This window comes from Sulfuriferula nivalis (assembly GCF_009937995.1).
Taxonomy (GTDB): domain Bacteria; phylum Pseudomonadota; class Gammaproteobacteria; order Burkholderiales; family Sulfuriferulaceae; genus Sulfuriferula; species Sulfuriferula nivalis.
The window spans coordinates 508,325-531,810 of record NZ_AP021881.1; the positions used below are offsets into that span (position 1 = coordinate 508,325).

A 23,486-nucleotide genomic window follows, 5' to 3' on the forward strand; every position below is an offset into this window, starting at 1 on the left:
GTATGTCTGAGACCGCAGGCCGAGTTCCGCAGCCGCCCACTTTGTTAGCCGCTACGTGGGAAGTCCGCAGGACTGGCACAGCGGGGTGCCCTTCTCTTAGCTTATTTTCTCTTGGGCAAGCAAGAGAAAGTAACTTGCCGTCGGGCAGTCCCGGCTTACCAAAACATGCAACTTGCGTGAATGTTAGAATTGACCCCATTGTTCCTCGCTGACTTTCTCTCACCGCATTAATTTTTTTAGTTCTTCAATAGTAAATGGGGGTGTTCTCCTGTGAAGCATGGAATGACAATTGGGGCATATTGGCCGTAAATCTTTTACTGGGTCTAACTCATATAGTTTGCCAATTTTAGATATTGGCGTGATGTGGTGAACATGAATAAAATCTAGCCCAATTTCACCATATATATTTTCGAAGTCCATATCACATACGCTGCATTTGTGACCATAATGATCTATGCATTTATCTCTCGCAGTTTTGCTTCTTTCATACTTATTAACATTTATCTGTCTTACCGCACCTTCGAAGAAAGTATCTGAAACATCATCTGGATAATTGATATCTATTTTTGCAGCTAGAGCTTCTGCTTTTTTTATTCCGAGTTCAGTTAATTCCCATACACCATTACCTGATTTTTTGGCATTGTGAAGATATTTGTAATCTACGAGTACTTTTCTGGCCCATTGCACCATATTGTTCCATTGTGGACGGTTCGTTCCGTCCGATAGTAATCGCATCGTTTCTTCATTCGTTAGATTGAAAATTTTTGCTAGTGGCTCGTAACATGATGAAGAGCTAACCTTTCCGCCTTTTTTATATATATTTAAAAGAAGTGGAATTTCTATTTCTTTGTAGCTGGGAAATGACATTTGCTTTCCTAAGTAGGTCGGTACTGTATCCTTAGAAGAAAGGATGCGTTTCTTTTAAGTTTACTATTTGTATCAAACCCCCATCGCCTGCTGATCCGCATGGTAGCTACTACGCACCATAGGGCCACACGCTGCATGTTTGAACCCCATTGCCATTGCGGCAGTTTCAAATACTAAAAACTGTTCTGGCGTGACATAGCGGGTGAGCGGGATGTGATGTGCGGACGGTTGCAGGTATTGGCCTATTGTTAACATATCCACGTCATGCGCGCGCAGGTCTTGCATTAGCGCCAGCACTTCTTCGTCAGTTTCACCCAGTCCGACCATGATGCCGGATTTGGTGGGGATGTCTGGGTGGCGGGCTTTGAAATCTTTTAGTAATTGCAGGGAGTGGTCGTAATCGGCACCGGGACGGGCGGCTTTGTACAGGCGCGGTACGGTTTCCATGTTGTGGTTCATGACGTCGGGTGGGGCGCTACCGAGGATGTCCAGCGCGATGTCCAGGCGTCCACGGAAGTCGGGTACGAGGACTTCGATGCGAGTATTGGGTGACGCGCTGCGGACTGCGCTGATGCAGTCGGCGAAATGCTGAGCGCCGCCGTCACGTAAGTCGTCTCTGTCCACGCTGGTGATGACGACGTATTTGAGTTTCATCGCTGCGATGGTTTGTCCGAGGTGAGCAGGTTCGTCAGCATCTGGCGGCAAAGGTTTACCGTGACCGACGTCGCAGAATGGGCAGCGGCGTGTACACAGGTCGCCCAGTATCATGAAGGTGGCCGTGCCATGTTTGAAGCACTCGCCGAGGTTGGGGCAGGAGGCTTCTTCGCAGACAGTGTGCAATTTTTGCTCGCGCAATATGGCTTTGAGCGCAATGACTTCAGGCGAATTCGGCGACTTGGCACGTATCCACGACGGCATTTTTAGGCGTTCCTGTGGAACGATTTTAATCGGGATGCGGGCGGTTTTCGCTTCGCCTTTGTGGAGTTTGATGTCGGCCATGTTTATATGCTGATGTGGTGTATGAGTAGCTCGCGCAATTGCGCATTGAGCAGATTGAGGTCGATATTAGCACTTAAATCGCGTAATTGGGTAACCGCCATGCCTTGATAGCCACAGGGATTGATGTTGGCAAAGGGGCGCATGTCCATATCGACATTGAGCGCCAGACCGTGATAACTGCAACCATGTTTGATGCGTAAGCCCAGTGCGGCGATTTTGGCATCGTTTACGTATACGCCGGGTGCATTTTCGCGGCGTTGCGCGATCAGGTTGTAACTGGCTAACAGGTCGATAATGACTTGTTCCATACGCTGCACTAGATCACGTACGCCATAGCCCCGGCGTTTGATGTCTATCAGCAGATAAGCGACGAGTTGTCCGGGGCCGTGGTAAGTGATTTGTCCACCACGGTCTATGTTGATGAGCGGTATGTTGGTGGCGTTGAGCAGATGCTCAGGTTTGCCTGCCTGTCCCAATGTGTAGACAGGTGGGTGTTCCAGCAGCCATATTTCATCCACTGTATCAGCGCCACGCTGGGCGGTGAAATCCTGCATGGCTTGCCATGTTGGCAGGTAATCTACACGACCAAGTTTGCGTATGGTTATATCTTGCAATTACAGCACCATTTTGACCATGTGATGCGAGGTCAAAGCGCGGTACAGATTATCCAGCTGTTCACGATTTTGGGCGCGTATGGTGCAAGTCAGGCTGAGGTAATTGCCTGCTGTGCTCGGACGGCACTCTATGGTTGCGGGCTCAAAATCGGGTGCGTGTTCGAGTACGACGTTGGCTATGGTTGCCTGAAATTCAGGATGGGTTGCCCCCATGATTTTCAATGGGAAATCAGTGGGGTACTCGATGAGGCTGTCTTCAGGTTTGATTTCGCTCATGATATTTCCTTATTTAAATTTCAGCATCATGCTGTCCCAGGCGCGGCCGATAAAGCTGGCGACGCTGACATTTTCTAGTGCCACTACGGGGAATTGGGTAAGCACTTTATTGTCGAGGCTGATTTTAAGTGTGCCTATGTTTTGACCACGGCTCAATGGTGCCAATAGTGGCTGACGCGTGGTGAGTGTGGTTTTTAAATCTTTGCTGCGGCCACGTGGGATGCTGACATATAAATCGCTGGTGAAACCTGCCTTAATCAGGCTTTGGCTGCCTTTCCAGACTTTTAGGGAAGCGACGGTCTGGTCATGGTTATAGAGCTTTGCGCTGTCATAAAATTGGAAGCCGTAGTTCAGCAGGCGTTGGCTTTCTGCCGCACGCAGCGCGTCTGAATTTGCACCCAGTACGACTGAAAGTAAGCGTCGAGTGCCGCGATGTGCTGAGGCGATCAGGCAATATCCGGCGCTTTCGGTATGACCTGTTTTCATTCCGTCTACGGATGGGTCGCTCCACAACAAGCGATTGCGGTTGGGTTGGGTAATGTTGTTATAACGATATTCCTTAATTGAATACAGCGGATGGAATTCCGGATAATCACGGATGATGGCAGTCGCTATCAGGCTTAAATCACGTGCGGTGGTATAGTGTTGCGGGTCGGGTAAGCCCGTGGCTGTCACAAAGTGGGTGTGAGTCATGCCCAGACGCTGAGCTTCCTTGTTCATCATGGTGACAAAGCCGGCCTCATTGCCACCTATGCTTTCAGCTAGTGCTATGGTGGCATCATTGCCTGACTGGACTATCATGCCATGCAGCAATTCATCCACGGTGACGGGTTTGTTCGGCTCTATGAACATGCGTGAGCCTTCTGTTTTCCAGGCTTTGTCTGAAACCGGGACGGTGTCTGAGAGCTTCAGTCGCCCTTGTTTAATGGCGGCAAAGCTTAAATAGGCGCTCATCAGTTTGGTCAGTGAGGCGGGTTCGATGCGACGGTCAGCATCCTTTTCAACTAAAACCTGACCACTGTTTGCATCCATCAGTAACCATGCTTTGGCAGCCAGTTCCGGCGGTGGAGCCATGGGTAATTCGGCAGCAAAACTGAGTGTCGATAAAAAGAGTAGTACAAATGCAATAATTTTTTTCATGGGGTGATATTGGTAAACGGTTTATTCAATGACAGTGCGTATGGGTTTTAAGTTCATGCGGGATTCAATTTCTTGCGCTGCGATTTTGGCGCTGTCGTCATCTTCGTATGGTCCGAGAGCGACACGGTAGTGATCTTGTTTGGTTAATATCACCAGCGCAGCATTGCTCTTGCTAAGCTGGGTACTGGCTCGGGCGAGGAGTTTTTCGGCATTGTCACGATTACTGAAGCTGCCTAGTTGTAAAAATATGCCTGTGGTAGTGGCAGGAATGTCGCGCCCCTGGCTTATTTCAGCAGGTGTGATCGCAGTGACTTCTACCATGCCGCTGCCACCCTGGACTATGCCGAGTTTGTATGCGGCGGTGTAGGACAGGTCGATGATGCGTTTGCTGTGAAAAGGACCTCTGTCATTAATACGAACGATGACGGATTTGCCGGTGGTGAGTGATTTGACACGCGCGTAGCTGGGAATGGGCAGCGTCAGGTGGGCGGCACTCATGCCGTACATGTCATACGGTTCGCCTGATGATGTGGGTTTGCCATTGAATTTTTTGCCATACCAGGAGGCAATACCTTGCGCCTGATAAGTGCTGATTTCAGTAAGAGGGGTGTAGGATTCACCCAGGGTTACATAGGGTCGATTTGCATATTTGTGCAAGGGTTCTATTTTGGGGATGGCATCGGGAATGGCATCAAGGTTGGCTGGCGGGTTATCGCCTGGGCCATCGTCCATATAATAACCGCCAGATTTCTTGGTGTGCGCGATAGTGCTGCTGGGTTCTGACGGCAGTGGACGTTTGGGTGCGCTGGCACAGCCGGCCAAACTGATAATGATGAATAAAATGAGTATTTTGTTCATGATTTGAGTAGTTTCCTGTGGGTACTGACGCTCATTAAAATACCAAAGCCCAGCATCACGATAACCATCGCGGTGCCACCATAACTCATCATTGGTAAGGGTACGCCGACTACGGGAAGTATGCCAGAGACCATGCCCATATTTACAAAAGCATAAGTGAAAAAAGCCAATGTTATGCTGCCTGCCATCAGGCGGGAAAATAGCGTAGGCGCGTTAGCCGCAATTTGCAGCCCGCGCATAATAATAGCCAGGTAGAGTATCAACAGCAGGATGTTACCTAACAGTCCAAACTCTTCACCGTAAACGGCAAACACAAAATCAGTGGTATGTTCGGGGAGGAAATCCAGGTGTGATTGTGTGCCATGCAACCAGCCTTTTCCAAAGGTACCCCCAGAGCCGATGGCGATGGTGGACTGGATGATGTGATATCCAGCGCCTAACGGATCCTGAGTTGGATCGAGTAAAGTGAGGATGCGGTTTTTTTGGTAATCGTGTAAAAAATGCCAGAGTACCGGCATGCTGGCACCAGCGGCGATAGCCATGGCTACCATTACACGCCAGGGGAGACCTGCAAAAAACAGTACGTAAAATCCGGATGCACTGATTAACAATGCGGTGCCAAGATCGGGCTGTTTCGCAACAAGGGCAACAGGAATGGCAAGCAGTAAAGCTGCTATACCGTAATCTTTGAGTTTCAGTGTGGCTTCATGATAGTGGAAATACCAGGCGAGCATGAGTGGCATGGCGATTTTCATAATTTCGGATGGCTGGATGCGAGTCACGCCGAGGTGCAGCCAGCGGCGAGAGCCGTTGACCACATCACCAAACAAGGCAACGCCAATCAGTAATACCACACCTGTGGTATAGAGTGGGACAGCGAGGGCAAGTAAGTATTGTGGCGGTACATTGGCGACGATGATCATAATGATCAGCGCGACGAGCATGTTGATGCCGTGGGCAAGCAGTTTGCTGCTGTCTTCACCTGCGGCACTGTATTGTAAAAACAGGCTGAGCAACATCAGGGTAAATAACAACAGCAACATGGTGTAATCCAGGTGGCTGGCATATTTGAAAAGTTGGGCTTTAATCCGCATTGACACTCCCTCCAGCATCGCTAGCAGTGGCGTTGCTCATGCTTTTAGGCAGTTTTCCGAGCAAATAATAGTCCATCACTGCACGTGCAATGGGCGCAGCGGTCACACCACCGTGACCACCATTTTCGACCAGTACTGCAATCGCAATTTTAGGTGCGTCGGCAGGCGCAAATGCAATAAATAAAGCGTGATCCCTGTGTTCGGCCTGCATATTGCCTGCGTGGTATTTCTCATTTTGGCGTATGCCAACGACTTGAGCTGTTCCTGTCTTGGCGGCAATCAGATAGGGCGCACCTGCGCTGGCAACCGCGGCTGTGCCGCCGGGACGGGTCACGTCTATCATGGCATCAACGACGGTTTTGAGTTGTTCTGGTGGAATGTGGGCGTCAGCGATAACTTCGGGCGCAATGTTGCGGCGTTGTCCGGTACGGCTGTCGATGATGGCTGAAACCAATTGGGGTTTATAGGTGATGCCGCCATTGGCAATAGCCGCGGTAGCGACAGCCAGTTGCAAGGGCGTGGCTAAATTGTAACCTTGACCTATGCCTGCAATCACCGTTTCACCCGGATACCAGGGTTGTCTTGAGTGTTTGGCTTTCCATTCGCGGGATGGCAGCACGCCAGCTAGTTCGCCGTCCATGTCTATGCCGGTTTTTTGTCCGAAGCCAAATTGTGAGAGATAGGCGTGCATGCGGTCTATGCCCAGATCATTGGCTAGTCGGTAGTAGTAGGTGTCACACGATTGTACGATGGACAGGTGCATGTTGACGGAGCCATGCCCGTTCGGTTTCCAGTCACGGTAGAGGTGAGTGCTGTTGGGAAGCATGAAATAACCTGGATCCGATATGGTGTCGTTAGGTGTGCGTACGCCGTAATGCAGCCCTGCCAGTGCCATAAATGGTTTGATGGTGGAGCCTTCCGGGTATGCGCCACGTAAGGCACGGTTAAGTAAAGGGCGGTCGGGTGAAGTATTCAGCTCGTTCCAGTTGGTGCTGTCTATGCCGTCAACAAATAAGTTAGGGTCAAATCCAGGGTTGCTGACAAAGGCGAGTACGCCGCCAGTTTTTGGATCCAGTGCAACCAGTGCGCCACGGTACTGGCCGAATGCCTGCTCTGCAATGGCTTGTAATTTGCTATCTATATTTAATACCAGATTGTCACCCGATATCGGATTAGTGTGTGACAAGGTACGCACGGCGTGGCCGCCTGCATCGGTTTCTATCTGTTCTGCGCCCGTGGTGCCATGGAGGACAGATTCAAAACTTTGTTCTATGCCGGTTTTGCCTATATGGTCGGTACCACGGTAGTTATTGTAATTATTGTCTGCTTTTAATTTCTCCAGATCCTCATCGTTAATACGGCCAATATACCCAATCAGGTGAGAAGCCGAGTTGTTCAGCGGATATTGACGGAATAGTCGTGCTTTAACTTCGACGCCCGGGAAACGGTAACGATTGGCTGCAACGCGCGCGACTTCTTCGTCAGTGAGTCGTGTGCGTAACGGAAAAGTCTCGAAGTTATGGCTTTCAGCGAGCAGTTTGGCAAAATGTTTGCGATTGACAGGGGTGATATCAACCAGTTTGGCAAGTTCGTCTATGGTGGCAGACAGGTCCTTGATCTTGCTGGGTGTGAGTTCCAGTGTATAGGCCGAATAGTTGTGCGCCATGATAACGCCGTGGCGATCAAAGATAATTCCGCGGTTAGGTGTGGTCGGGGCGATGGAAATGCGATTGCTTTCGGCTAAGGCGAAATAGCGGTCGTGTTCCAGTACCTGTACATAGAAAAAACGCGCTAATAATATTAAAAACAGTACCACCACGAATCCCGCGGCTATCATGACGCGATGCCTGAAATCAGTCAGTTCGACCTGATAGTATTTGATTTCTGTGGGTTCGTTCATTGTGGATTTTTAGCATCTGGCGTGCGTTGGCTGTGCAAGACCGTCCATAATGGGATCCAGCATAAAGCACCTGTCAAAATGGCAGAAAAATATTGCAATGCGTGGAAACTGTCACCCACGAAGGTCGCAACAACGACGCTCATCGATTGTTCTATTAATAACAATCCTGCGATATGTATGGTTTGTTGCCACGGGGGGAAGTTAAACATGCGGCGTTGTAATAACATGAGGGCAAAGGTTGTGACTGCATAAGCCAGTGCATGTTGCCCAAGTATGCTGCCGTCGGTCAAATCAACTAACAGTCCCAATGCCCACGCTGCACCCAGTCCGACACGTGCAGGTTGATATATCAGCCAGAATAACAAGACGAGTAACAAAAAATCAGGTCGCAACCATAAATAATCTACAGACCACGGTAGCAAATTGAACGCCAGTGCGAGTATCAGGCTGATCGTGATGACGTGTCCACTATGTGATATCTGTATGCTGGTGCCTTTAGGTTGAGTAAATGACATCAGGGTTTGTCCGAAGCTTTATTGCTGGTTTTGTCGTTGGTGGTTTTTGGGGCAATAATCAATACCTGACGGTTACGATCTATGGCCGCGACAGGTTTGCAAATGATATGTGCAAAAGCGCGGCTGGTACTGAGGTCGATTTGAGTGACTTTAGCCACCGCCAGGCCTGAAGGGTATACACCGTCTATCCCCGAGGTAATGATTAAATCGCCTGCACGCACATCGGTACTGTGTGGCAAGTAGCGGATTTCTACTGTGTCGTCTATGCCTGTGCCAAACAGAACCGCACGTTGCCCCGTTCGCTGGACAGCAACTGGAACAGATTGTTCGCTGTTGATGAGTAAGGTGACATCGCTGGTATGGCTATAAACTTGTGTGATTTGTCCCAGTAGGCCGCGCTCATCGATAACGGCAGTGCCTGGCTGTACGCCTTGCTCACTTCCTTGATTGATGGTGAACTGGCGTAAATAGGGGTCGCGTGGAATGGCAATGATTTCCGCGAGCTGGGTGTGTAATGGAGTGCGGCTTTGAGCGCCTAGCAGTGCGCGTAAGTGTTGATTTTCTTGTTCCAGTTCCTGATAACGTTGCAGTGCCGCACTGTAATTGATAAAACGTTGCTGCAGGGCGGCATTTTCTTGCTGTAATTGAGCATGTTTGATAAAAAAGCCGCTCACTTTTTCATAAGTCAGGTAAGGGGTTTGCACCACTTCTGATATGGGATAAATCAGGCTGTTCATACTTGAGCGGAACAGATTCAGCGCGTGATAACGTACATCAGCAATGATAATAGCTATACTGAGTAAAATATAAATCATTAACCGTGCCCCCGCACTGATGCCGTGCGGGAACAGAGTTATGTGGGGGTGACGCTCGGACATGGTTTAAGATCAGGAATCCTGTGCAAATACACTGTGCAATTTGTCCATTTCTTCCAGTGCGCGACCAGATCCACGTACCACGCACGTTAACGGATCTTCTGCAACAATGACTGGCAGGCCAGTTTCTTCCATGAGCAAGCGATCCAGATCACGTAGTAGTGCACCACCGCCTGTGAGCACCATGCCTTTTTCGGCAATGTCTGCGCCGAGTTCTGGTGGGGTTTGTTCTAGCGCGGATTTGACTGCGCTGACGATGTTATTCAGTGGATCGGTGAGCGCTTCCAGTATTTCATTACTGGAAATGGTGAAGCTGCGCGGGATGCCTTCAGCGAGGTTGCGACCTTTGACTTCCATTTCTTGTACTGCTGAGCCTGGGAAAGCGGAGCCGATGCCTTTTTTGATAGCTTCGGCAGTGGCTTCACCGATGAGCATGCCGTAGTTGCGGCGGATGTAGTTGATGATGGCTTCGTCAAATTTGTCGCCGCCTACACGCACTGAACTGGCGTAAACAATACCGCCTAATGAGATAACACCAACTTCAGTTGTGCCGCCACCAATGTCAACCACCATGGAGCCCGTTGCCTCTGCCACAGGCAGGTCAGCACCAATCGCGGCGGCCATTGGTTCTTCAATCAGGTACACCTGACGCGCACCCGCGCCGATAGCTGATTCGCGAATAGCACGACGTTCTACCTGGGTAGAGCCACACGGTACGCAAATGATAATGCGCGGACTCGGGTGGAACATACGCGTGTCATGGATTTTTTTGATGAAGTACTTGAGCATTTGCTCGGTGATGGTGAAATCAGCAATCACGCCGTCTTTCATCGGGCGTATTGCAGTGATGTTGCCAGGTGTGCGACCGAGCATGTTTTTCGCTTCCAGACCGACAGCCTGGATAGTCTTCTTTGCGCTATTCGCGTCCTGGCGGATAGCGACAACTGAGGGTTCGTCAAGGACAATGCCTTTGCCGCGCACATAAATTAGTGTGTTGGCAGTGCCTAAATCGATAGCTAAATCGGTAGAAAAATAACCGCGTAATGATCCGAACATAATGATGGTTTTCGCTTAGGTTGAGTGTGAACTTGCTACGATACCGACATGGTATATGTAGCCTTGCATAAACGTAATATGATACTCTAATAGGCTTGTTTCCTGTGAAGATTTTGTACTATGTCGCTAACACTGCAAGATGTAAAACGTGTCGCTACACTCGCCCGCATTGCGGTCAACGATGAAGAAGCGGCGACCTATCAACAACACCTCAATGGTATATTTGGTTTGATTGCTGAAATGCAAGCAGTCGATACCACAGGTATCGAGCCTATGTCTCATGCGCAAGACCTGAGTCAGCGTCTGCGAGATGACGTAGTGACAGAGTCTAATCAGCGTGACAAGTTCCAGGCGATTGCACCACAAGTTGCGGGTGGCCTGTATTTGGTTCCTCAGGTAATAGAATAAAATGATAAATGCCAGTTTAAGTCAGCTCGCAGGTCTGCTTGCTGACAAGAAAATTTCCAGCGTTGAATTGACGCAAATATATTTGGATCGTATCGCTAAACTCAATCCTGCATTGAATGCGTTTGTGACGCTTAATGCAGACATGAGTCTGGCTGATGCACGCGCCGCTGATGCGCGCATTGCTGCGGGTCAAGCTGGTGCATTGACGGGCATTCCGGTTGCGCATAAGGATATTTTTTGCGCAGACGGCTGGCGTACCACCTGCGGCTCAAAGATGCTGGAAAATTTCATCGCGCCTTATGATGCCCACGTTATTAGCCAATTCAAAACAGCGGGTACGGTAAGTCTGGGTAAAACCAATATGGACGAATTTGCCATGGGCTCATCCAACGAAACTTCGTATTTTGGTGCGGTGAACAACCCGTGGGATGCATCGGCTGTGCCTGGCGGTTCTTCTGGTGGCTCAGCCGCGGCGGTTGCTGCGCGGCTAGCACCTGCTGCAACGGGTACGGATACTGGCGGTTCTATACGTCAACCTGCTGCGTTGACCGGAATTACTGGTCTGAAGCCAACTTACGGCGTGGTGTCACGATACGGCATGATTGCGTTTGCATCCAGCCTGGATCAGGCTGGGCCGATGGCAAAATCAGCTGAAGACTGCGCATTGCTGATGAATGTGATGGCCGGTTTCGATGCGCGTGACTCGACCAGTCTGGAACGTCCAGTTGAAGATTACACACGTGATTTACAGCAGCCGCTAGCAGGCTTGCGTATTGGTTTGCCACGTGAATATTTTGCTGAAGGTTTGAGCGCGGATGTGGCGGCAAGTGTAGAAGCGGCTTTGCACGAATACCGTAAGCTGGGTGCGGTGACGGTGGATATTTCGTTGCCGAATACCAAATTGTCTATTCCTGTTTATTACGTTTTGGCGCCTGCTGAAGCATCAACTAACTTATCGCGCTTTGACGGCGTGCGTTATGGTTATCGTGCGCCTGAATATGGTGATCTGACCGACATGTATGAGAAATCTCGTGCGCAAGGTTTTGGTACTGAGGTTAAACGTCGCATTATGATAGGCACGTACGTGTTATCACATGGTTATTACGATGCTTATTACATGCAGGCGCAGAAAATTCGCCGCTTAATCGCGCAAGATTTTGAAGCGGCTTTTCAGCAGTGCGACATCATCATGGGACCAACAGCGCCGAGCACCGCGTTTAATTTTGGTGAAAAAGCGGATGATCCGGTAGCGATGTACTTGTCTGATATATATACCATCGCAGTGAATCTGGCAGGTCTGCCTGGTATGTCCGTTCCGTGTGGTCTGGGCAGTAATGGCCGCCCTGTAGGTTTGCAGATTATTGGCAATTATTTTAGCGAAGCCAAGATGCTGGGTGTTGCGCATCAATATCAATTGGCAACGGATTGGCATACACGTATGCCCGATAACATTTAATCCGCTAGCGGAAGGTCACGAATATGCAATGGGAAATTGTCGTTGGGTTGGAAGTTCATACTCAGCTGTCTACACAGTCTAAAATTTTTTCGGGTTCCAGCACCGCGTTCGGTGCTGAACCTAATACGCAAGCCAGTGCGGTGGATATTGCGCTGCCCGGTGTGTTGCCAGTGCTGAATAAAGGCGCGGTAGAACGTGCGATACAGCTGGGGTTGGCGATCAATGCCAATATCAGCCGTCGTTCAGTATTCGCACGTAAAAATTATTTTTATCCTGACTTGCCCAAGGGCTATCAAATCAGCCAGATGGAGCTGCCTGTGGTTGAGGGCGGACATTTGACCATACAGGTCGGTGATGTCGAGAAAGTCATACGTATCACGCGCGCACACCTGGAAGAAGATGCGGGTAAATCTATCCACGGTGATTTTCATGGTATGACTGGTATCGATTTGAATCGTGCTGGTACACCGTTGCTGGAAATTGTATCTGAACCTGATATGCGTGGCTCGGCTGAAGCTGTGGCCTATGCCAAGGCTTTGCATAGTCTGGTGGTATGGCTGGGGATATGTGATGGCAATATGCAGGAAGGCAGCTTCCGTTGCGATGCTAACGTTTCAGTTCGACCTAAAGGTTCGATTGAATTGGGTACGCGCTGCGAGATTAAGAATCTGAACTCGTTCCGCTTTATGGAACGTGCGATTGAGTACGAAGCACGCCGCCAGATTGAAATTAACGAAGACGGTGGCACCATACGTCAGGAAACGCGTTTGTATGATCCTGATCGCGATGAAACCCGTACCATGCGTTCTAAAGAAGACGCACATGATTATCGTTATTTCCCTGATCCTGATTTATTGCCACTGGTGATTTCCGAGGAATGGATAGCGCGCACTCGCGCTGCCATGCCTGAATTGCCGGCTGCTATGCGTGAGCGCTTTGTCGGTGAATACGCGATTTCTGCCTATGATGCAGCGGTGTTAACCAGCACCAAAGCCATGGCAAGTTATTTTGAGGCTGCGGTGGGTGCGGCTGGTGGTGAAGCGAAAATTTGTGCGAACTGGATGATGGGCGAGTTGTCTGCTGCATTGAATCGGGCTGAATTAACTATAGAGCAAAGTCCTGTCAGCGCGGCCCAGCTTGCGATGCTGGTGCGTCGTATTAGCGACGGTACGTTGTCGGGCAAACTGGCAAAAGAAGTATTTGAAGCGTTGTGGCAGGCTGAAGGTGGTGTCGACGAAATTATCGAGGCGCGTGGCTTAAAACAGGTTTCTGACAGCGGCGCAATCGAAGCCGTTGTGGCGCAGGTACTGGCTGACAACCCAAATCAGGTCGCTGAATATCGTGCGGGTAAGGAAAAAATGCTGGGATATTTGATAGGCCAGGCAATGAAAGCGATGAAAGGTAAGGCTAATCCGCAGCAATTGAATGAAATATTGTTACGCATGCTGGCTTAAATTCAGTTCGGATTTTTGGCGAATACAATGAATAATTAAGTGGGGGAGTTATGAATAGACGCTTGTTTTTGCAATCATTGTCCATCGCCAGCTTTGCTGTTAGTTATCCAGCTTACGCTCTGTTGTCATCAACATCTAATTTAACTATCGCTGTTTTTCCTGGCACAGGGGCGGAAGAAGTTCCTGTGTATGTATTTCAGTCAAGCACGCATGCGATGACTGAAGTGCTGACGAAAAAAATCAGCAAAAAGGTTTATACCGAACCCTTTCGTAGTTTCGCATTGTTGCGTAAAACAATTGATGATAATGCTGTCGATGCTTTGTTAGTGCCGCCTGTGATTGCGGCGTACGCAATGCAGCATGGTTATCAGCCTTTAGTGCGTATTCAGGATATGTCATCGGGTGCTCTCATTAGACGTAAAGGTCAATTAGTTACGCGCATAGGAATGACTGAAGCAGAATCATGGCTTGGGGCCATGGGGGCGGACTTGGTTGCGCAGCATAAGTTAGTGCCTGCAAATATGCTGGAAATAGTTAAAACGTAAGATGCCGTTGTTTATTTGTTGCAGCAAAAAGTTGTGCAGGCAGCTGTGTTACGTAGCGAAAAGGCGAATATGTTAATTGCGACAGGTGAATATGAGTTGTGGTACCCATTGGCGGCCACACCTGATTTGACTTTGTTAATTCACGATAAACTTGCTTCAAGCTATGCTGAACCGCTCAGACAGGCTATGTTGAACTTGCCTGTGGAGGCGATTAATAGTTTGCAAGAAGTGATTCATGTTCCCATTAAGCGATTTGTTGTCAGCAACAAGCAAGATTATGCGCCATTGTTGGGGCTGCTCAAATAGCGCAAGGTTAAGCTTTGTTGTTAATGTTGTTATGAAGAACTCAATATCGCTGCGTTAACGTCATGGTATTGCCATCACGTTGCATGTTGGTTTGATTGAGGAAACTCATGCCTAGCAAGGCAAATGGCAATCCGCCACCTTCTACTACTGTACCAGGTACCATATTTAAGCTGATCCCACCTACGCGTATGTTATTGAACATGACGCGGTAGGCTGCAGCGATGCCATTTGCTGTGCTGGTCGCGCCACGTTCTCCATTACGATAATTCACACCCAGGCGTTCAGCTTCCTGGGTGCTGATGGTGACTGAAGTTGCACCCGTATCCACGACAAAATTAACACTGCTGCCATTGATGGTGCCTATGGTGAAAAACTGGCCGCGGCTGTCTGCGGTCAGGCTTGCACTGGCTTTTGCACTATTGCTGCCGCCTGAGTAGGATTGTCCCATGGTCAATTCACGACGTTTGCCATCTACTTCAAAGATGGCCGATTGCGCATTGGCGCTGAGTAAGCGAGCGCCCTGCACAGTTTCACCGACCGCCATAACGTGAGGTTTCGCGCCATCAATCACTACCATGGCGTGATCTTTGAACAGGCCGGTAACATTAATATTAGCTGCATGTGCAATGGTGGTAGCGCACAAACTTAGCGACAGCATCAGTGTACTACGGCCTGATAATTTCATTGTTTGCCTGTTAATTCAATATAGCGTGCGCGATCCGCAGCAAACTTTGCTTTGGCAGCTGCCATTTCAGTATTTTTCTGAGCGAGCAAGGCTTCGAGGTCGCTGATGCGTTTCATGGTTTCTGCGTATTCAGCGCTTTTTGGCGGGAGTTTCGCCAGTTTGGCACGTAGTGGTTCAAGTCGTGCATTGGTGCCATCTATGACTAATTTGTATTGTTCCAAACTGCGATCACGTGCCAAGTCAATTTCTGATGGGGAGGTATAGGTATTAAGTAGCGCAGAATCGCGGCGTTTTTGCTCGGTAATTACTTGCGTTTCTTTATCCAGTTTAGCTTGATCAGCCTGTTGTTGAACTCGTTGTTCAGGGGTGAGTGCGGCAGCGGTTTCTTTGATAATGCTCCCTTTTTTATTCATTTCTATCGTGGCGCGTCCAGCTGCTTGTGGTGGCATAGTGTCACCATAGTGGGTGACCCCTTGCGCATCTTTCCATTTGTAAATGTCTGCATGGGCAATAGGTGTCAGGCCAAGAATAATGAATGTGCTGATGATTTTATATTTGGTGTTCATAGCGTGTTGGCTCCGTAAGTGAGTCGATATTGTGCGACTGCTGGTGCATATTGTTCCATGTTTGGGTGGCTTTGCAAATAGGTGAGCAAGTCATCCAGATTGGCGATCGCGAAAACAGGAATTTGATATTGCTGCTGCACTTCTTGTACTGCTGATAGTGAACCGGTGCCACGCTCCATGCGGTCGATGGCAATGATGACTGCAGCAGGCGTTGCGCCATGCGCGTGGATGATTTCCACTGACTCGCGTACTGATGTGCCGGCAGAAATGACATCGTCAATAATGAGTACGCGTCCAGCGAGTGGAGCGCCGACAATATTGCCACCCTCGCCGTGATCTTTGGTCTCTTTGCGATTAAAGCTATAGGGGGTATTTTTACCTGAATTAGCCAGTGCAATTGCGGTGCTGGCAGCGAGCGGTATGCCTTTATATGCTGGGCCAAACAGCACATCGAATTCTATTCCTGCAGCGAGTATGGCTTTAGCGTAAAATTCACCTAGTTGTTTTAATGCCAATCCATCGGCAAATAAACCTGCATTGAAAAAATAGGGACTCATGCGTCCCGCTTTGGTTTTGAATTCACCAAAACGCAATACGCTCTGGTTGATGGAAAACTGTAAAAATTCTTGTCTGAAATCGTTCATAAGTATGAAGAAAGCCTAAAAAATGCGTGTAATTACCGCGAATCTAAATGGTATCCGTTCAGCGACGAGTAAAGGTTTTTTTGACTGGATGCTAAGTCAAAATGCTGATTATATTTGTGTGCAAGAGCTCAAAGCGCAGCAAGCCGACATGCGTGATGAAATGTTATCACCGAATGGCTATATCGGCTATTTTCATTATGCTGAGAAAAAAGGCTATAGCGGTGTAGGAATATACAGCAAGCAGCCTGCAGATGAGATAATTGTTGGGCTGGGTATTGCTGACATTGATGCCGAGGGTCGTTATCTGGAAGCACGTTTTGGTAATTTGAGCATCGTGTCATTGTATTTGCCATCGGGTTCCAGTGGTGATGACAGGCAACAGGTTAAGTTTGATTTTCTGGCGCGGTTTTATCCGCATTTGCAGGCGTTAGTTGCCAGTGGGCGCGATGTACTGGTGTGTGGTGACTGGAATATTGCCCATCAGCAAATTGATCTGAAAAACTGGAAATCTAATCAGAAAAATTCAGGATTTTTACCTGAAGAGCGTGCGTGGATGACGCAAGTTCTGAGTGATCTGAATTGGGTCGATGTGTATCGGGTGTTATACCCTGATGCAACGGCAGAGGCTTATACCTGGTGGAGTAATCGCGGTCAGGCGTGGGCGAATAATGTGGGTTGGCGTATTGATTATCAGCTGGCAACACCTGATTTCGCAGCTAAGGCACAGTCTGCCAGCGTTTACAAAGAGCAACGTTTTTCTGATCATTCGCCCTTAATAGTGGATTATTTGTAATGGCCCTACATCCCTGGATATACGCACTCAAGGTTTATACCCATCCACGCGTAGCTGGGATGTTGTTTCTCGGCTTTTCGTCGGGATTGCCGCTGTTGCTGGTACTGGGGACGCTGTCGTTCTGGCTGCGTGAAGCAGGTATAGACCGTTCAACGATAGGGCACTTGTCCTGGGTTGGGTTGGCTTATGGTTTCAAGTGGCTGTGGGCACCGCTGGTTGATAGAGTGCCGTTGCCATTGCTCACGCGTTGGCTGGGGCGACGTCGGGCGTGGTTGTTGTTGGCGCAAGTCGTGGTCGTGGCAGCGTTGCTGGGTATGGCGAATACCGATCCGTCGGTGAGTTTGCAGCCGATGATTTATTTTGCGCTGGCAGTTGCATTTGCTTCAGCAACACAAGATATTGCGCTGGATGCTTACCGTATCGAGGCTGTTACTCAGGAGAAGCAGGGGGCGATGGCGGCAACCTATCAGGCAGGTTATCGGATTGCGATGATTACTGCGGGCGCAGGTGTGTTGTGGATAGCATCGGCTGTGGATGTTACGCCGACAGCGTATGATTTCATGCCGTGGCATGTGGCTTATACAGTGATGGCAGCATGTATGGCAGTAGGGATATTGGCAACTTTAACTATCAATGAACCCGAGCTGGCGCCAAATCTGATCGCGACACAGGAAGCTGGCGAGGTGCATGATGCGCTGGTGCGGCGTGGTTTACAGGGTAGAACTTTGCGTGTGGCGAGTTGGATGTATACCGCGGTACTGAGTCCGTTCATGGATTTTATTAAACGCTTTGGCTGGCAAGCAGCGCTGATACTGGCATTGATTGCGATTTATCGTATATCTGATGTGGTCATGGGGATAATGAGCAATCCATTTTATGTAGACATGGGTTATACCAAGGATGAAGTGGCGATGGTATCCAAGGTGTATGGCGTGGTGATGACTATCGTGGGTGCCGCTTTGGGCGGGGTGTTGACGGCAAAAATGGGAGTGATGCGCACGCTGTTTCTGGGCGCGGTATTGTCGGCGAGTACGAATCTGCTGTTCGTTTGGCTGGCAGGATTAGGGCATGACGTGTCAGCGCTGGTGTTTACTGTATCGGCGGATAATTTGTCTGCAGGTATCGCATCAAGTGCCTTTGTGGCCTATCTGTCGGGTCTGACGAACAGTGCTTATTCAGCAACGCAATATGCGCTGTTTAGTTCGGTGATGTTGATGCTGCCTAAATTCATTGCAGGGTTTTCCGGGGATTTTGTTGATGCCTATGGGTATGCCGATTTCTTTACTGCAACGGCATTGTTGGGTGTGCCCGTGCTGTTGTTAGTATGGTTGGTTAACCGACAAGAGAAGCGTAATGCTCGAGTTTAGTTTAATTTCTGTATTTTTAGTCGGGCTGTTGGGTGGCGTGCATTGTGTGGGGATGTGTGGTGGCATAGTGACGGCGTTGTCATTTGCCACACCAAATAATAAGCCTAGTCTGGCGATGCTGTTGGGTTATAACTTTGGGCGTATTTTGAGTTACGCAATTGCGGGGGGTATTGCGGGTGCGATAGGGGCGAGTAGCTTGTTGCTGAATGACTTTATGCCAATTTCGCGTGGACTGTATGCTTTTGCCAGTGTGATGATGATTTTGCTGGGCTTGTATTTGGCAGGATTGTCGCGTGCGGTGTTGGTGCTGGAACGGGTGGGTGGACATATCTGGCAGCGTTTGCAGCCTTTGATGAAGCGCCTGCTGCCTGTACGAAATGCGCCGCAAGCGGTGTTGGTGGGGATGATATGGGGCTGGTTGCCGTGCGGGTTGGTGTATTCAATACTGATTTCGGCTTTAGCGACAGGCAGTGCTGCTCAGGGTGCATTGGTGATGGCGATATTTGGAATGGGCACTTTGCCTAATCTGTTGGCTATGGGTATGTTGGCTAAACATTTGCAGGCATTTACACGTCGTCCAGCGGTGCGCTTATTGGCTGGATTACTGGTGGTGACTTTTGGCGTGCTGGGTTTGGCGCGTCTGTTATTGAATTAGGAAAATATGAATACAAATGAATTGCAGCCGCCACTCAGACAGCTGTTGAAACGAGCTGCGGTGGCGATTGATGCGGTGGTGCATAAGGGTCAAAATCTGAACAAGATTATGGCAGCACAGCCTCTGGCTGGTCGCGCGACGGTGCAGGATATGTGTTATGCCAGTCTGCGTGAGTATGGCGAGCTGGCAGCAATGCGCGATGCATTGTTGACCAAGCCATTGACCGACAGTGTGGTTGCGTGTTTGTTGGTGGTCGCATTGCGTCAGGTGCGTGCACGTCCAGATGCGACACATACAGTTGTGAACGAGGCAGTTGAAGCCGCAGCCGCAGTACAGCCTTGGGCGCGCGGGCTGGCAAATGCGGTATTGCGTAACTATTTGCGGCAAGTTGATAGCCTGGCGGAAAAGCTGGCAAGTAACCCGGTAGCAAATTGGAATTATCCGCAATGGTGGATAGATAAAGTGACGCTGGCATATCCGCAACATTGGCAAGCATTATTGACAGCCGGTAATCAGCATCCACCAATGACATTACGGGTGAATACGCAGCACGGCAGTACGTTGAATTATCTGGAATGTTTGCAAGATGAGGGCATAACTGCGCAGCAAGTGGGCGATTCGGCATTGCAGTTAAACCAGCCGTGTGCAGTTACAGCTTTGCCAGGATTCGCTACTGGACGAGTTTCGGTGCAGGACGCAGGTGCGCAGCTGGCTGCGATTTTGCTGGATGCGCAAGACGGCCAGCGTGTGCTGGATGCTTGTGCGGCGCCAGGCGGTAAGACCGGGCATATTTTAGAGCTGGCAGATGTGCAGCTGACGGCTTTGGATAACGATGAATCGCGTTTAGTCCGTGTGCGCGAGAATCTGGCGCGGTTGCAGTTAAATGCAACGTTGCTGGTGGGTGATGCGGCCCAACCTGGCAGATGGTGGGATGGCGTAGCCTATGATCGTATTTTGGCCGATGTGCCATGTAGTGCATCGGGTGTGGTACGCCGCCATCCTGATATTAAATGGCTGCGTCGCCCAGATGATATTGCGTTTTTTGCAGTACAGCAGGCGAAGATTTTAACGGCACTCTGGTCATGTCTGGCTGTGGGTGGTAAATTGCTCTACGCGACTTGTTCTATTTTCCCTGAAGAAAATCAGCAGCAAGTTGATGCTTTCCTGGCGTGCCATACTGATGCACGACAATTGTCGCTGGCAGGGGATTGGGTAACACCAGGGCAGTTATTAGTGAATGACCAACATGATGGATTCTTTTATGCATTGCTGGAAAAAATTTAAGCTGTGGCTGGCGCTGTCATTGCTGGTGTTAAGTAGCAGTGGGTGGGCAGCGACCGAAGGGATACAAATTAAATCGGCTGAGTTACGTCTCGCCGATGATGTCTATTATTTGCATGCGCAAATGCTGGTGACGCCAAATCCTACGATGGAGGAAGCGTTACGGAAAGGTGTGTCGCTCTATTTTGTGACCGAGTTTGAGCTTAAGCGCCCACGCTGGTATTGGTTGAATGAGGATATAGCCACATACAGTCGCGTCAGTCGCTTATCGTATAACGCCTTGCTGCGGCAATATGTGGTGTCGGGTGTCAATATACATGCGCATAGTGTGGATAAGCTGGAGGATGCGTTAATGGTGTTGGGTGAGGTGAGTGCCGTGCCTATCATCACCCGGAATGAATTGACGCAGCAAGCGATCTATTCTGCAAAACTGACCATGCGTCTGGATACGACGCAACTGCCTAAGCCTTTGCAAATTAATGCATTGGCGACGGGCAAGTGGGATCTGGAAGCAACTCCTATGGTGTGGACGTTTAAACCTTGAAATTTTTAGTTCTAATCAGTTTTGTTGTCGGCGCTGGATTAGTTTATTTACTCTCTAGTGCTAGCGCGAATACAGACCTGTTTGCCCAGCATTTTACCTGGTTGTTGGTGGCAACAGGTGTGCTTGTTGCCGCCATGGTGGCGCTGGTTATTTACCAAATCATGCAATTGCGCTACAAAGTGCGTGCAGGTGTGTTTGGCACCAAGCTGACCATACGTTTGATTTTGGTATTCGGTCTGATGACCTTGTTGCCGGGTGCCGTTGTTTATGCGGTGTCTGTGCAGTTTTTGTCCAAGAGTATTGAGTCCTGGTTTGACGTGCGGGTGGATACAGCACTTAGCAGTGGTTTGAATCTTGGTCAGGCTGTGCTGGATAATTTGCAGCATGATACGGCCAGAAAAGCTGAGTCTATGGCGCAAACTTTGGCGGAAGCGCCAGTTGCCAAGCATGCTACGTTACTTAACAGTTTGCGCGAACAGTATGGCGTGCAGGAAACTACCTTATTTACGGATAGAGGCAAGCTCATCTCATTCTCAGGGAATGAGCGATCAGGGCTGAATCCTACTGCGCCTGACAACAGTATTTTGCAACAGGTGCGCCAACAGCAGACATATTCGCGGATAGAAAATTGGGGTGACAAGGGCTTGTATGTCCATATTGTTGTGCCGGTTAATGTGCTGTCGTTTACTGAAAGCATACGCGTTTTGCAAGTGCTGCAGCCTGTGCCGCAAAAGCTGGCTGAGGATGCGGAGGCAGTGCGACTGGCGTATCAGGATTATCAGGAGTTGTCGATTTCCCGTTTAGGGTTGAAACGGTTGTATGGGCTGACGCTAACCTTGGCGATGGTGTTGGCATTGTTAGCGACTATTGCTTTGGCATTTTTAATCAGCGAGCAAATGGCCGCGCCGCTGCGTGCGCTGGCAAAAGGTACGCGCGCGGTGGCAAAAGGTGATTTCAGTCAGGTGCATCCTGTTAATAGTCGGGATGAATTGGGGATGCTGACGCAGTCATTTAATCGAATGACGCGGCAATTAGCCGAGGCGCGGCAAGCGACGGTGGATGGCCATGCCCAAATCGAGAAATCCCATGCTTATCTGGAGACGATATTAGCGAATCTGACCTCGGGGGTCATTGCGTTTGATGAGCAACTGCGTGTACGTAGTATTAATCCTGCTGCTGTGCAAATATTGGGTGTGGATGAAATGCTGATGCGAGGGCTGCAACCTTATCAATGGGCCAGCCATGTGCCACAGCTGGCTGATTTTGCGAATTTGGTGGCTGAGCAGTTCCAGACCCATACTGCGCAGGATTGGCAGCAGCAAATTACTTATCGCCCACCCCACGATAAACGTGTTTTGTTAATGCGTGGGACAAAATTGCCGAGCGGGATAGATAGCGGTTTTATCCTGGTATTTGACGATATTACACATTTGGTACGCGCCCAGCGTGATGCGGCATGGGGTGAGGTGGCGCGACGTTTGGCACATGAAATCAAAAATCCGCTTACGCCTATACAATTATCGGCAGAACGGATTGAACATAAATTTGCGAGTAAATTAAATTCTCCCGATGCTGAGGTGTTGCGTCGTTCTACGCAAACTATTGTGACTCAAGTGTCATTGATGAAAGAAATGGTGAATGCGTTTGCGGAATATGCGAAAACACCGTCAGCATTGTTGCAACCCGTTAATTTGAACGCGCTGATTCATGAGGTACTGGCACTCTATGGTCATGATGAACGTATCGATTTGAATTTGACTGAACCTTTGCCGCTGGTGATGGGCGATGCCAAGCTGTTGCGTCAGGTGATTCATAATTTGCTGCAAAATGCACAGGATGCGCTGGTTGATATCGTAGATCCGAAGATAGATATTATTACCCGTGTTGCTGAGCAAACTGTGCAGTTAATGGTGATGGATAATGGTATTGGATTGTCTGAACAGGTTAAAGACAGACTGTTTGAGCCTTATGCTACGACTAAGTCGAAGGGGACGGGTTTGGGTTTGGCAATAGTGAAAAAAATTATAGAAGAACATCATGGTGCGATTCGTATGGAAAATCGGGATGAAGGTGGTGTGGTCGTATGTATACGGCTACCTATAGTGGAAGATGGAGTGCAAGTATGAGCGGGCAGATTTTAATTGTCGATGATGAAATGGGTATACGCGAGTTACTGTCGGAAATTTTGACAGACGAGGGTTATGATGTGACTGTGGCTGAGAATGCAGCAGCGGCACAAAGCTACCGTGAAACCACACAGCCAGATTTAGTATTGTTGGATATATGGATGCCAGATATTGATGGTGTGAGTTTGCTGAAGCATTGGTCGGCTTCTGGACTGCTAACCATGCCTGTGGTGATGATGTCAGGGCACGGGACGATAGATACGGCTGTAGAAGCCACGCGTATCGGTGCGGTTGGATTTCTGGAAAAACCGATTGCACTGAAAAAATTGCTAGCTACTGTCATGGATGTTTTGAAGCAGCACCCTGTAAACAGTGTTGCGACTGCTCCGGCTGTTACGACAGTTTTGGATAAGGTGATATCTCCGCTAGAGCCGATGTTAACTGGTTCAGATAGTGATGATT

The 23,486-nt window shown here is 49.3% G+C and carries 25 protein-coding genes and 1 pseudogene; 12 read left to right on the forward strand and 14 right to left on the reverse strand.

Annotated elements, in window-relative coordinates:
- Window positions 1-219: 219 nt before the first annotated feature.
- The 11 genes from SFSGTM_RS02685 to SFSGTM_RS02735 form a co-directional block, all read right to left on the reverse strand.
- Complete coding sequence (locus SFSGTM_RS02685) at window positions 220-867, reverse strand: winged helix-turn-helix domain-containing protein (protein WP_162083810.1); 648 nt, start codon at window positions 865-867, stop codon at window positions 220-222.
- A 72-nt stretch (window positions 868-939) separates the two neighbouring features.
- Window positions 940-1,866: a lipoyl synthase gene (gene lipA, locus SFSGTM_RS02690; RefSeq protein WP_162083811.1), complete on the reverse strand. Its 927-nt coding sequence runs from the start codon at window positions 1,864-1,866 to the stop codon at window positions 940-942.
- Window positions 1,867-1,868: 2 nt separating this feature from the next.
- Window positions 1,869-2,480 (reverse strand): lipoyl(octanoyl) transferase LipB, encoded by a 612-nt coding sequence (gene lipB, locus SFSGTM_RS02695; protein WP_162083812.1) that lies wholly within the window; start codon window positions 2,478-2,480, stop codon window positions 1,869-1,871.
- Entirely contained in the window at window positions 2,481-2,756 is a 276-nt protein-coding gene (locus SFSGTM_RS02700) for an HP0495 family protein (RefSeq protein WP_162083813.1), read from the reverse strand. It abuts the gene before it with no gap.
- A 9-nt stretch (window positions 2,757-2,765) separates the two neighbouring features.
- Window positions 2,766-3,896 (reverse strand): D-alanyl-D-alanine carboxypeptidase family protein, encoded by a 1,131-nt coding sequence (locus tag SFSGTM_RS02705; protein WP_162083814.1) that lies wholly within the window; start codon window positions 3,894-3,896, stop codon window positions 2,766-2,768.
- A 21-nt stretch (window positions 3,897-3,917) separates the two neighbouring features.
- The gene (locus tag SFSGTM_RS02710) at window positions 3,918-4,754 is read right to left on the reverse strand and encodes a septal ring lytic transglycosylase RlpA family protein (protein WP_162083815.1); all 837 of its coding nucleotides are present in this window, start codon (window positions 4,752-4,754) and stop codon (window positions 3,918-3,920) included.
- Window positions 4,751-5,848: a rod shape-determining protein RodA gene (rodA, locus tag SFSGTM_RS02715; protein WP_162083816.1), complete on the reverse strand. Its 1,098-nt coding sequence runs from the start codon at window positions 5,846-5,848 to the stop codon at window positions 4,751-4,753. The genes SFSGTM_RS02710 and rodA overlap by 4 nt, the downstream gene beginning before the upstream one ends.
- Window positions 5,838-7,748 carry a penicillin-binding protein 2 gene (gene mrdA, locus SFSGTM_RS02720; RefSeq protein WP_162083817.1) on the reverse strand — a complete coding sequence of 637 codons (1,911 nt, stop codon included), beginning with the start codon at window positions 7,746-7,748 and terminating at the stop codon, window positions 5,838-5,840. Before mrdA ends, rodA begins: the two co-directional genes overlap by 11 nt.
- Window positions 7,745-8,263 (reverse strand): rod shape-determining protein MreD, encoded by a 519-nt coding sequence (gene mreD, locus SFSGTM_RS02725; RefSeq protein ID WP_162083818.1) that lies wholly within the window; start codon window positions 8,261-8,263, stop codon window positions 7,745-7,747. Before mreD ends, mrdA begins: the two co-directional genes overlap by 4 nt.
- A complete protein-coding gene (gene mreC, locus SFSGTM_RS02730) occupies window positions 8,263-9,141 on the reverse strand; it encodes a rod shape-determining protein MreC (protein ID WP_269780077.1) in 879 nt (292 codons plus the stop codon). The genes mreD and mreC overlap by 1 nt, the downstream gene beginning before the upstream one ends.
- Window positions 9,142-9,150: 9 nt before the next feature.
- Window positions 9,151-10,194 (reverse strand): rod shape-determining protein, encoded by a 1,044-nt coding sequence (locus tag SFSGTM_RS02735; RefSeq protein ID WP_162083820.1) that lies wholly within the window; start codon window positions 10,192-10,194, stop codon window positions 9,151-9,153.
- A 120-nt stretch (window positions 10,195-10,314) separates the two neighbouring features.
- On the opposite strand from SFSGTM_RS02735, the gene gatC reads away from it, so the two are divergent.
- From gatC to SFSGTM_RS02760, 5 genes are read left to right on the forward strand one after another with little or no spacing between them, the layout of a single operon-like run.
- A complete protein-coding gene (gene gatC / locus SFSGTM_RS02740; RefSeq protein ID WP_162083821.1) occupies window positions 10,315-10,602 on the forward strand; it encodes an Asp-tRNA(Asn)/Glu-tRNA(Gln) amidotransferase subunit GatC in 288 nt (95 codons plus the stop codon).
- Between the two features lies 1 nt (window position 10,603).
- A complete protein-coding gene (gene gatA / locus SFSGTM_RS02745; protein WP_162083822.1) occupies window positions 10,604-12,058 on the forward strand; it encodes an Asp-tRNA(Asn)/Glu-tRNA(Gln) amidotransferase subunit GatA in 1,455 nt (484 codons plus the stop codon).
- A gap of 23 nt (window positions 12,059-12,081) precedes the next feature.
- Entirely contained in the window at window positions 12,082-13,512 is a 1,431-nt protein-coding gene (gene gatB / locus SFSGTM_RS02750; protein WP_162083823.1) for an Asp-tRNA(Asn)/Glu-tRNA(Gln) amidotransferase subunit GatB, read from the forward strand.
- A gap of 50 nt (window positions 13,513-13,562) precedes the next feature.
- Window positions 13,563-14,057 (forward strand): hypothetical protein, encoded by a 495-nt coding sequence (locus SFSGTM_RS02755; RefSeq protein WP_162083824.1) that lies wholly within the window; start codon window positions 13,563-13,565, stop codon window positions 14,055-14,057.
- A gap of 45 nt (window positions 14,058-14,102) precedes the next feature.
- The gene (locus SFSGTM_RS02760) at window positions 14,103-14,363 is read left to right on the forward strand and encodes a hypothetical protein (RefSeq protein WP_162083825.1); all 261 of its coding nucleotides are present in this window, start codon (window positions 14,103-14,105) and stop codon (window positions 14,361-14,363) included.
- Window positions 14,364-14,403: 40 nt separating this feature from the next.
- On the opposite strand, the gene SFSGTM_RS02765 is transcribed toward SFSGTM_RS02760, so the two are convergent.
- The 3 genes from SFSGTM_RS02765 to pyrE are packed head-to-tail and all read right to left on the reverse strand — an operon-like array spanning window position 14,404 to window position 16,258.
- Window positions 14,404-15,048 (reverse strand): retropepsin-like aspartic protease family protein, encoded by a 645-nt coding sequence (locus tag SFSGTM_RS02765; protein WP_162083826.1) that lies wholly within the window; start codon window positions 15,046-15,048, stop codon window positions 14,404-14,406.
- Complete coding sequence (locus SFSGTM_RS02770; RefSeq protein ID WP_162083827.1) at window positions 15,045-15,614, reverse strand: DUF4124 domain-containing protein; 570 nt, start codon at window positions 15,612-15,614, stop codon at window positions 15,045-15,047. Before SFSGTM_RS02770 ends, SFSGTM_RS02765 begins: the two co-directional genes overlap by 4 nt.
- Window positions 15,611-16,258, reverse strand: a complete 648-nt coding sequence (gene pyrE, locus SFSGTM_RS02775; RefSeq protein WP_162083828.1) for an orotate phosphoribosyltransferase — start codon at window positions 16,256-16,258, stop codon at window positions 15,611-15,613. The genes SFSGTM_RS02770 and pyrE overlap by 4 nt, the downstream gene beginning before the upstream one ends.
- A gap of 22 nt (window positions 16,259-16,280) precedes the next feature.
- Here pyrE and SFSGTM_RS02780 point away from each other — a divergent pair, with 22 nt between their 5' ends.
- The 7 genes and pseudogenes from SFSGTM_RS02780 to SFSGTM_RS17265 form a co-directional block, all read left to right on the forward strand.
- Window positions 16,281-17,051: an exodeoxyribonuclease III gene (locus SFSGTM_RS02780; RefSeq protein WP_162083829.1), complete on the forward strand. Its 771-nt coding sequence runs from the start codon at window positions 16,281-16,283 to the stop codon at window positions 17,049-17,051.
- On the forward strand, window positions 17,051-18,418 hold the full coding sequence (locus tag SFSGTM_RS02785; protein WP_162083830.1) for an AmpG family muropeptide MFS transporter: 1,368 nt from the start codon (window positions 17,051-17,053) through the stop codon (window positions 18,416-18,418). Before SFSGTM_RS02780 ends, SFSGTM_RS02785 begins: the two co-directional genes overlap by 1 nt.
- Window positions 18,405-19,073, forward strand: coding sequence for a sulfite exporter TauE/SafE family protein (locus tag SFSGTM_RS02790; protein WP_162083831.1), 669 nt, complete (start codon window positions 18,405-18,407; stop codon window positions 19,071-19,073). The genes SFSGTM_RS02785 and SFSGTM_RS02790 overlap by 14 nt, the downstream gene beginning before the upstream one ends.
- 6 nt (window positions 19,074-19,079) lie before the next feature.
- A complete protein-coding gene (gene rsmB / locus SFSGTM_RS02795) occupies window positions 19,080-20,357 on the forward strand; it encodes a 16S rRNA (cytosine(967)-C(5))-methyltransferase RsmB (protein ID WP_162083832.1) in 1,278 nt (425 codons plus the stop codon).
- Window positions 20,320-20,898 (forward strand): DUF4390 domain-containing protein, encoded by a 579-nt coding sequence (locus tag SFSGTM_RS02800; RefSeq protein WP_162083833.1) that lies wholly within the window; start codon window positions 20,320-20,322, stop codon window positions 20,896-20,898. Before rsmB ends, SFSGTM_RS02800 begins: the two co-directional genes overlap by 38 nt.
- Window positions 20,895-23,024 carry a sensor histidine kinase gene (locus SFSGTM_RS02805; RefSeq protein ID WP_162083834.1) on the forward strand — a complete coding sequence of 710 codons (2,130 nt, stop codon included), beginning with the start codon at window positions 20,895-20,897 and terminating at the stop codon, window positions 23,022-23,024. Before SFSGTM_RS02800 ends, SFSGTM_RS02805 begins: the two co-directional genes overlap by 4 nt.
- A pseudogene (locus SFSGTM_RS17265) lies at window positions 23,021-23,380 on the forward strand (response regulator); the annotation flags it as partial. The gene SFSGTM_RS02805 and the pseudogene SFSGTM_RS17265, both read left to right, overlap by 4 nt.
- Between the last annotated feature and the right edge of the window lie 106 nt (window positions 23,381-23,486).

What these genes read in the sequence shown, in the direction of transcription:
- SFSGTM_RS02685 (WP_162083810.1), bottom strand. Translation starts at nt 867, where the DNA reads ATGTCATTTCCCAGCTACAAAGAAATAGAAATTCCACTTCTTTTAAAT.
- lipA (WP_162083811.1), bottom strand. Translation starts at nt 1,866, where the DNA reads ATGGCCGACATCAAACTCCACAAAGGCGAAGCGAAAACCGCCCGCATC.
- SFSGTM_RS02700 (WP_162083813.1), bottom strand. Translation starts at nt 2,756, where the DNA reads ATGAGCGAAATCAAACCTGAAGACAGCCTCATCGAGTACCCCACTGAT.
- SFSGTM_RS02705 (WP_162083814.1), bottom strand. Translation starts at nt 3,896, where the DNA reads ATGAAAAAAATTATTGCATTTGTACTACTCTTTTTATCGACACTCAGT.
- SFSGTM_RS02710 (WP_162083815.1), bottom strand. Translation starts at nt 4,754, where the DNA reads ATGAACAAAATACTCATTTTATTCATCATTATCAGTTTGGCCGGCTGT.
- rodA (WP_162083816.1), bottom strand. Translation starts at nt 5,848, where the DNA reads ATGCGGATTAAAGCCCAACTTTTCAAATATGCCAGCCACCTGGATTAC.
- mrdA (WP_162083817.1), bottom strand. Translation starts at nt 7,748, where the DNA reads ATGAACGAACCCACAGAAATCAAATACTATCAGGTCGAACTGACTGAT.
- mreD (WP_162083818.1), bottom strand. Translation starts at nt 8,263, where the DNA reads ATGTCATTTACTCAACCTAAAGGCACCAGCATACAGATATCACATAGT.
- mreC (WP_269780077.1), bottom strand. Translation starts at nt 9,141, where the DNA reads ATGTCCGAGCGTCACCCCCACATAACTCTGTTCCCGCACGGCATCAGT.
- SFSGTM_RS02735 (WP_162083820.1), bottom strand. Translation starts at nt 10,194, where the DNA reads ATGTTCGGATCATTACGCGGTTATTTTTCTACCGATTTAGCTATCGAT.
- gatC (WP_162083821.1), top strand. Translation starts at nt 10,315, where the DNA reads ATGTCGCTAACACTGCAAGATGTAAAACGTGTCGCTACACTCGCCCGC.
- gatA (WP_162083822.1), top strand. Translation starts at nt 10,604, where the DNA reads ATGATAAATGCCAGTTTAAGTCAGCTCGCAGGTCTGCTTGCTGACAAG.
- gatB (WP_162083823.1), top strand. Translation starts at nt 12,082, where the DNA reads ATGCAATGGGAAATTGTCGTTGGGTTGGAAGTTCATACTCAGCTGTCT.
- SFSGTM_RS02755 (WP_162083824.1), top strand. Translation starts at nt 13,563, where the DNA reads ATGAATAGACGCTTGTTTTTGCAATCATTGTCCATCGCCAGCTTTGCT.
- SFSGTM_RS02765 (WP_162083826.1), bottom strand. Translation starts at nt 15,048, where the DNA reads ATGAAATTATCAGGCCGTAGTACACTGATGCTGTCGCTAAGTTTGTGC.
- SFSGTM_RS02770 (WP_162083827.1), bottom strand. Translation starts at nt 15,614, where the DNA reads ATGAACACCAAATATAAAATCATCAGCACATTCATTATTCTTGGCCTG.
- pyrE (WP_162083828.1), bottom strand. Translation starts at nt 16,258, where the DNA reads ATGAACGATTTCAGACAAGAATTTTTACAGTTTTCCATCAACCAGAGC.
- SFSGTM_RS02780 (WP_162083829.1), top strand. Translation starts at nt 16,281, where the DNA reads ATGCGTGTAATTACCGCGAATCTAAATGGTATCCGTTCAGCGACGAGT.
- SFSGTM_RS02785 (WP_162083830.1), top strand. Translation starts at nt 17,051, where the DNA reads ATGGCCCTACATCCCTGGATATACGCACTCAAGGTTTATACCCATCCA.
- SFSGTM_RS02790 (WP_162083831.1), top strand. Translation starts at nt 18,405, where the DNA reads ATGCTCGAGTTTAGTTTAATTTCTGTATTTTTAGTCGGGCTGTTGGGT.
- rsmB (WP_162083832.1), top strand. Translation starts at nt 19,080, where the DNA reads ATGAATACAAATGAATTGCAGCCGCCACTCAGACAGCTGTTGAAACGA.
- SFSGTM_RS02800 (WP_162083833.1), top strand. Translation starts at nt 20,320, where the DNA reads ATGATGGATTCTTTTATGCATTGCTGGAAAAAATTTAAGCTGTGGCTG.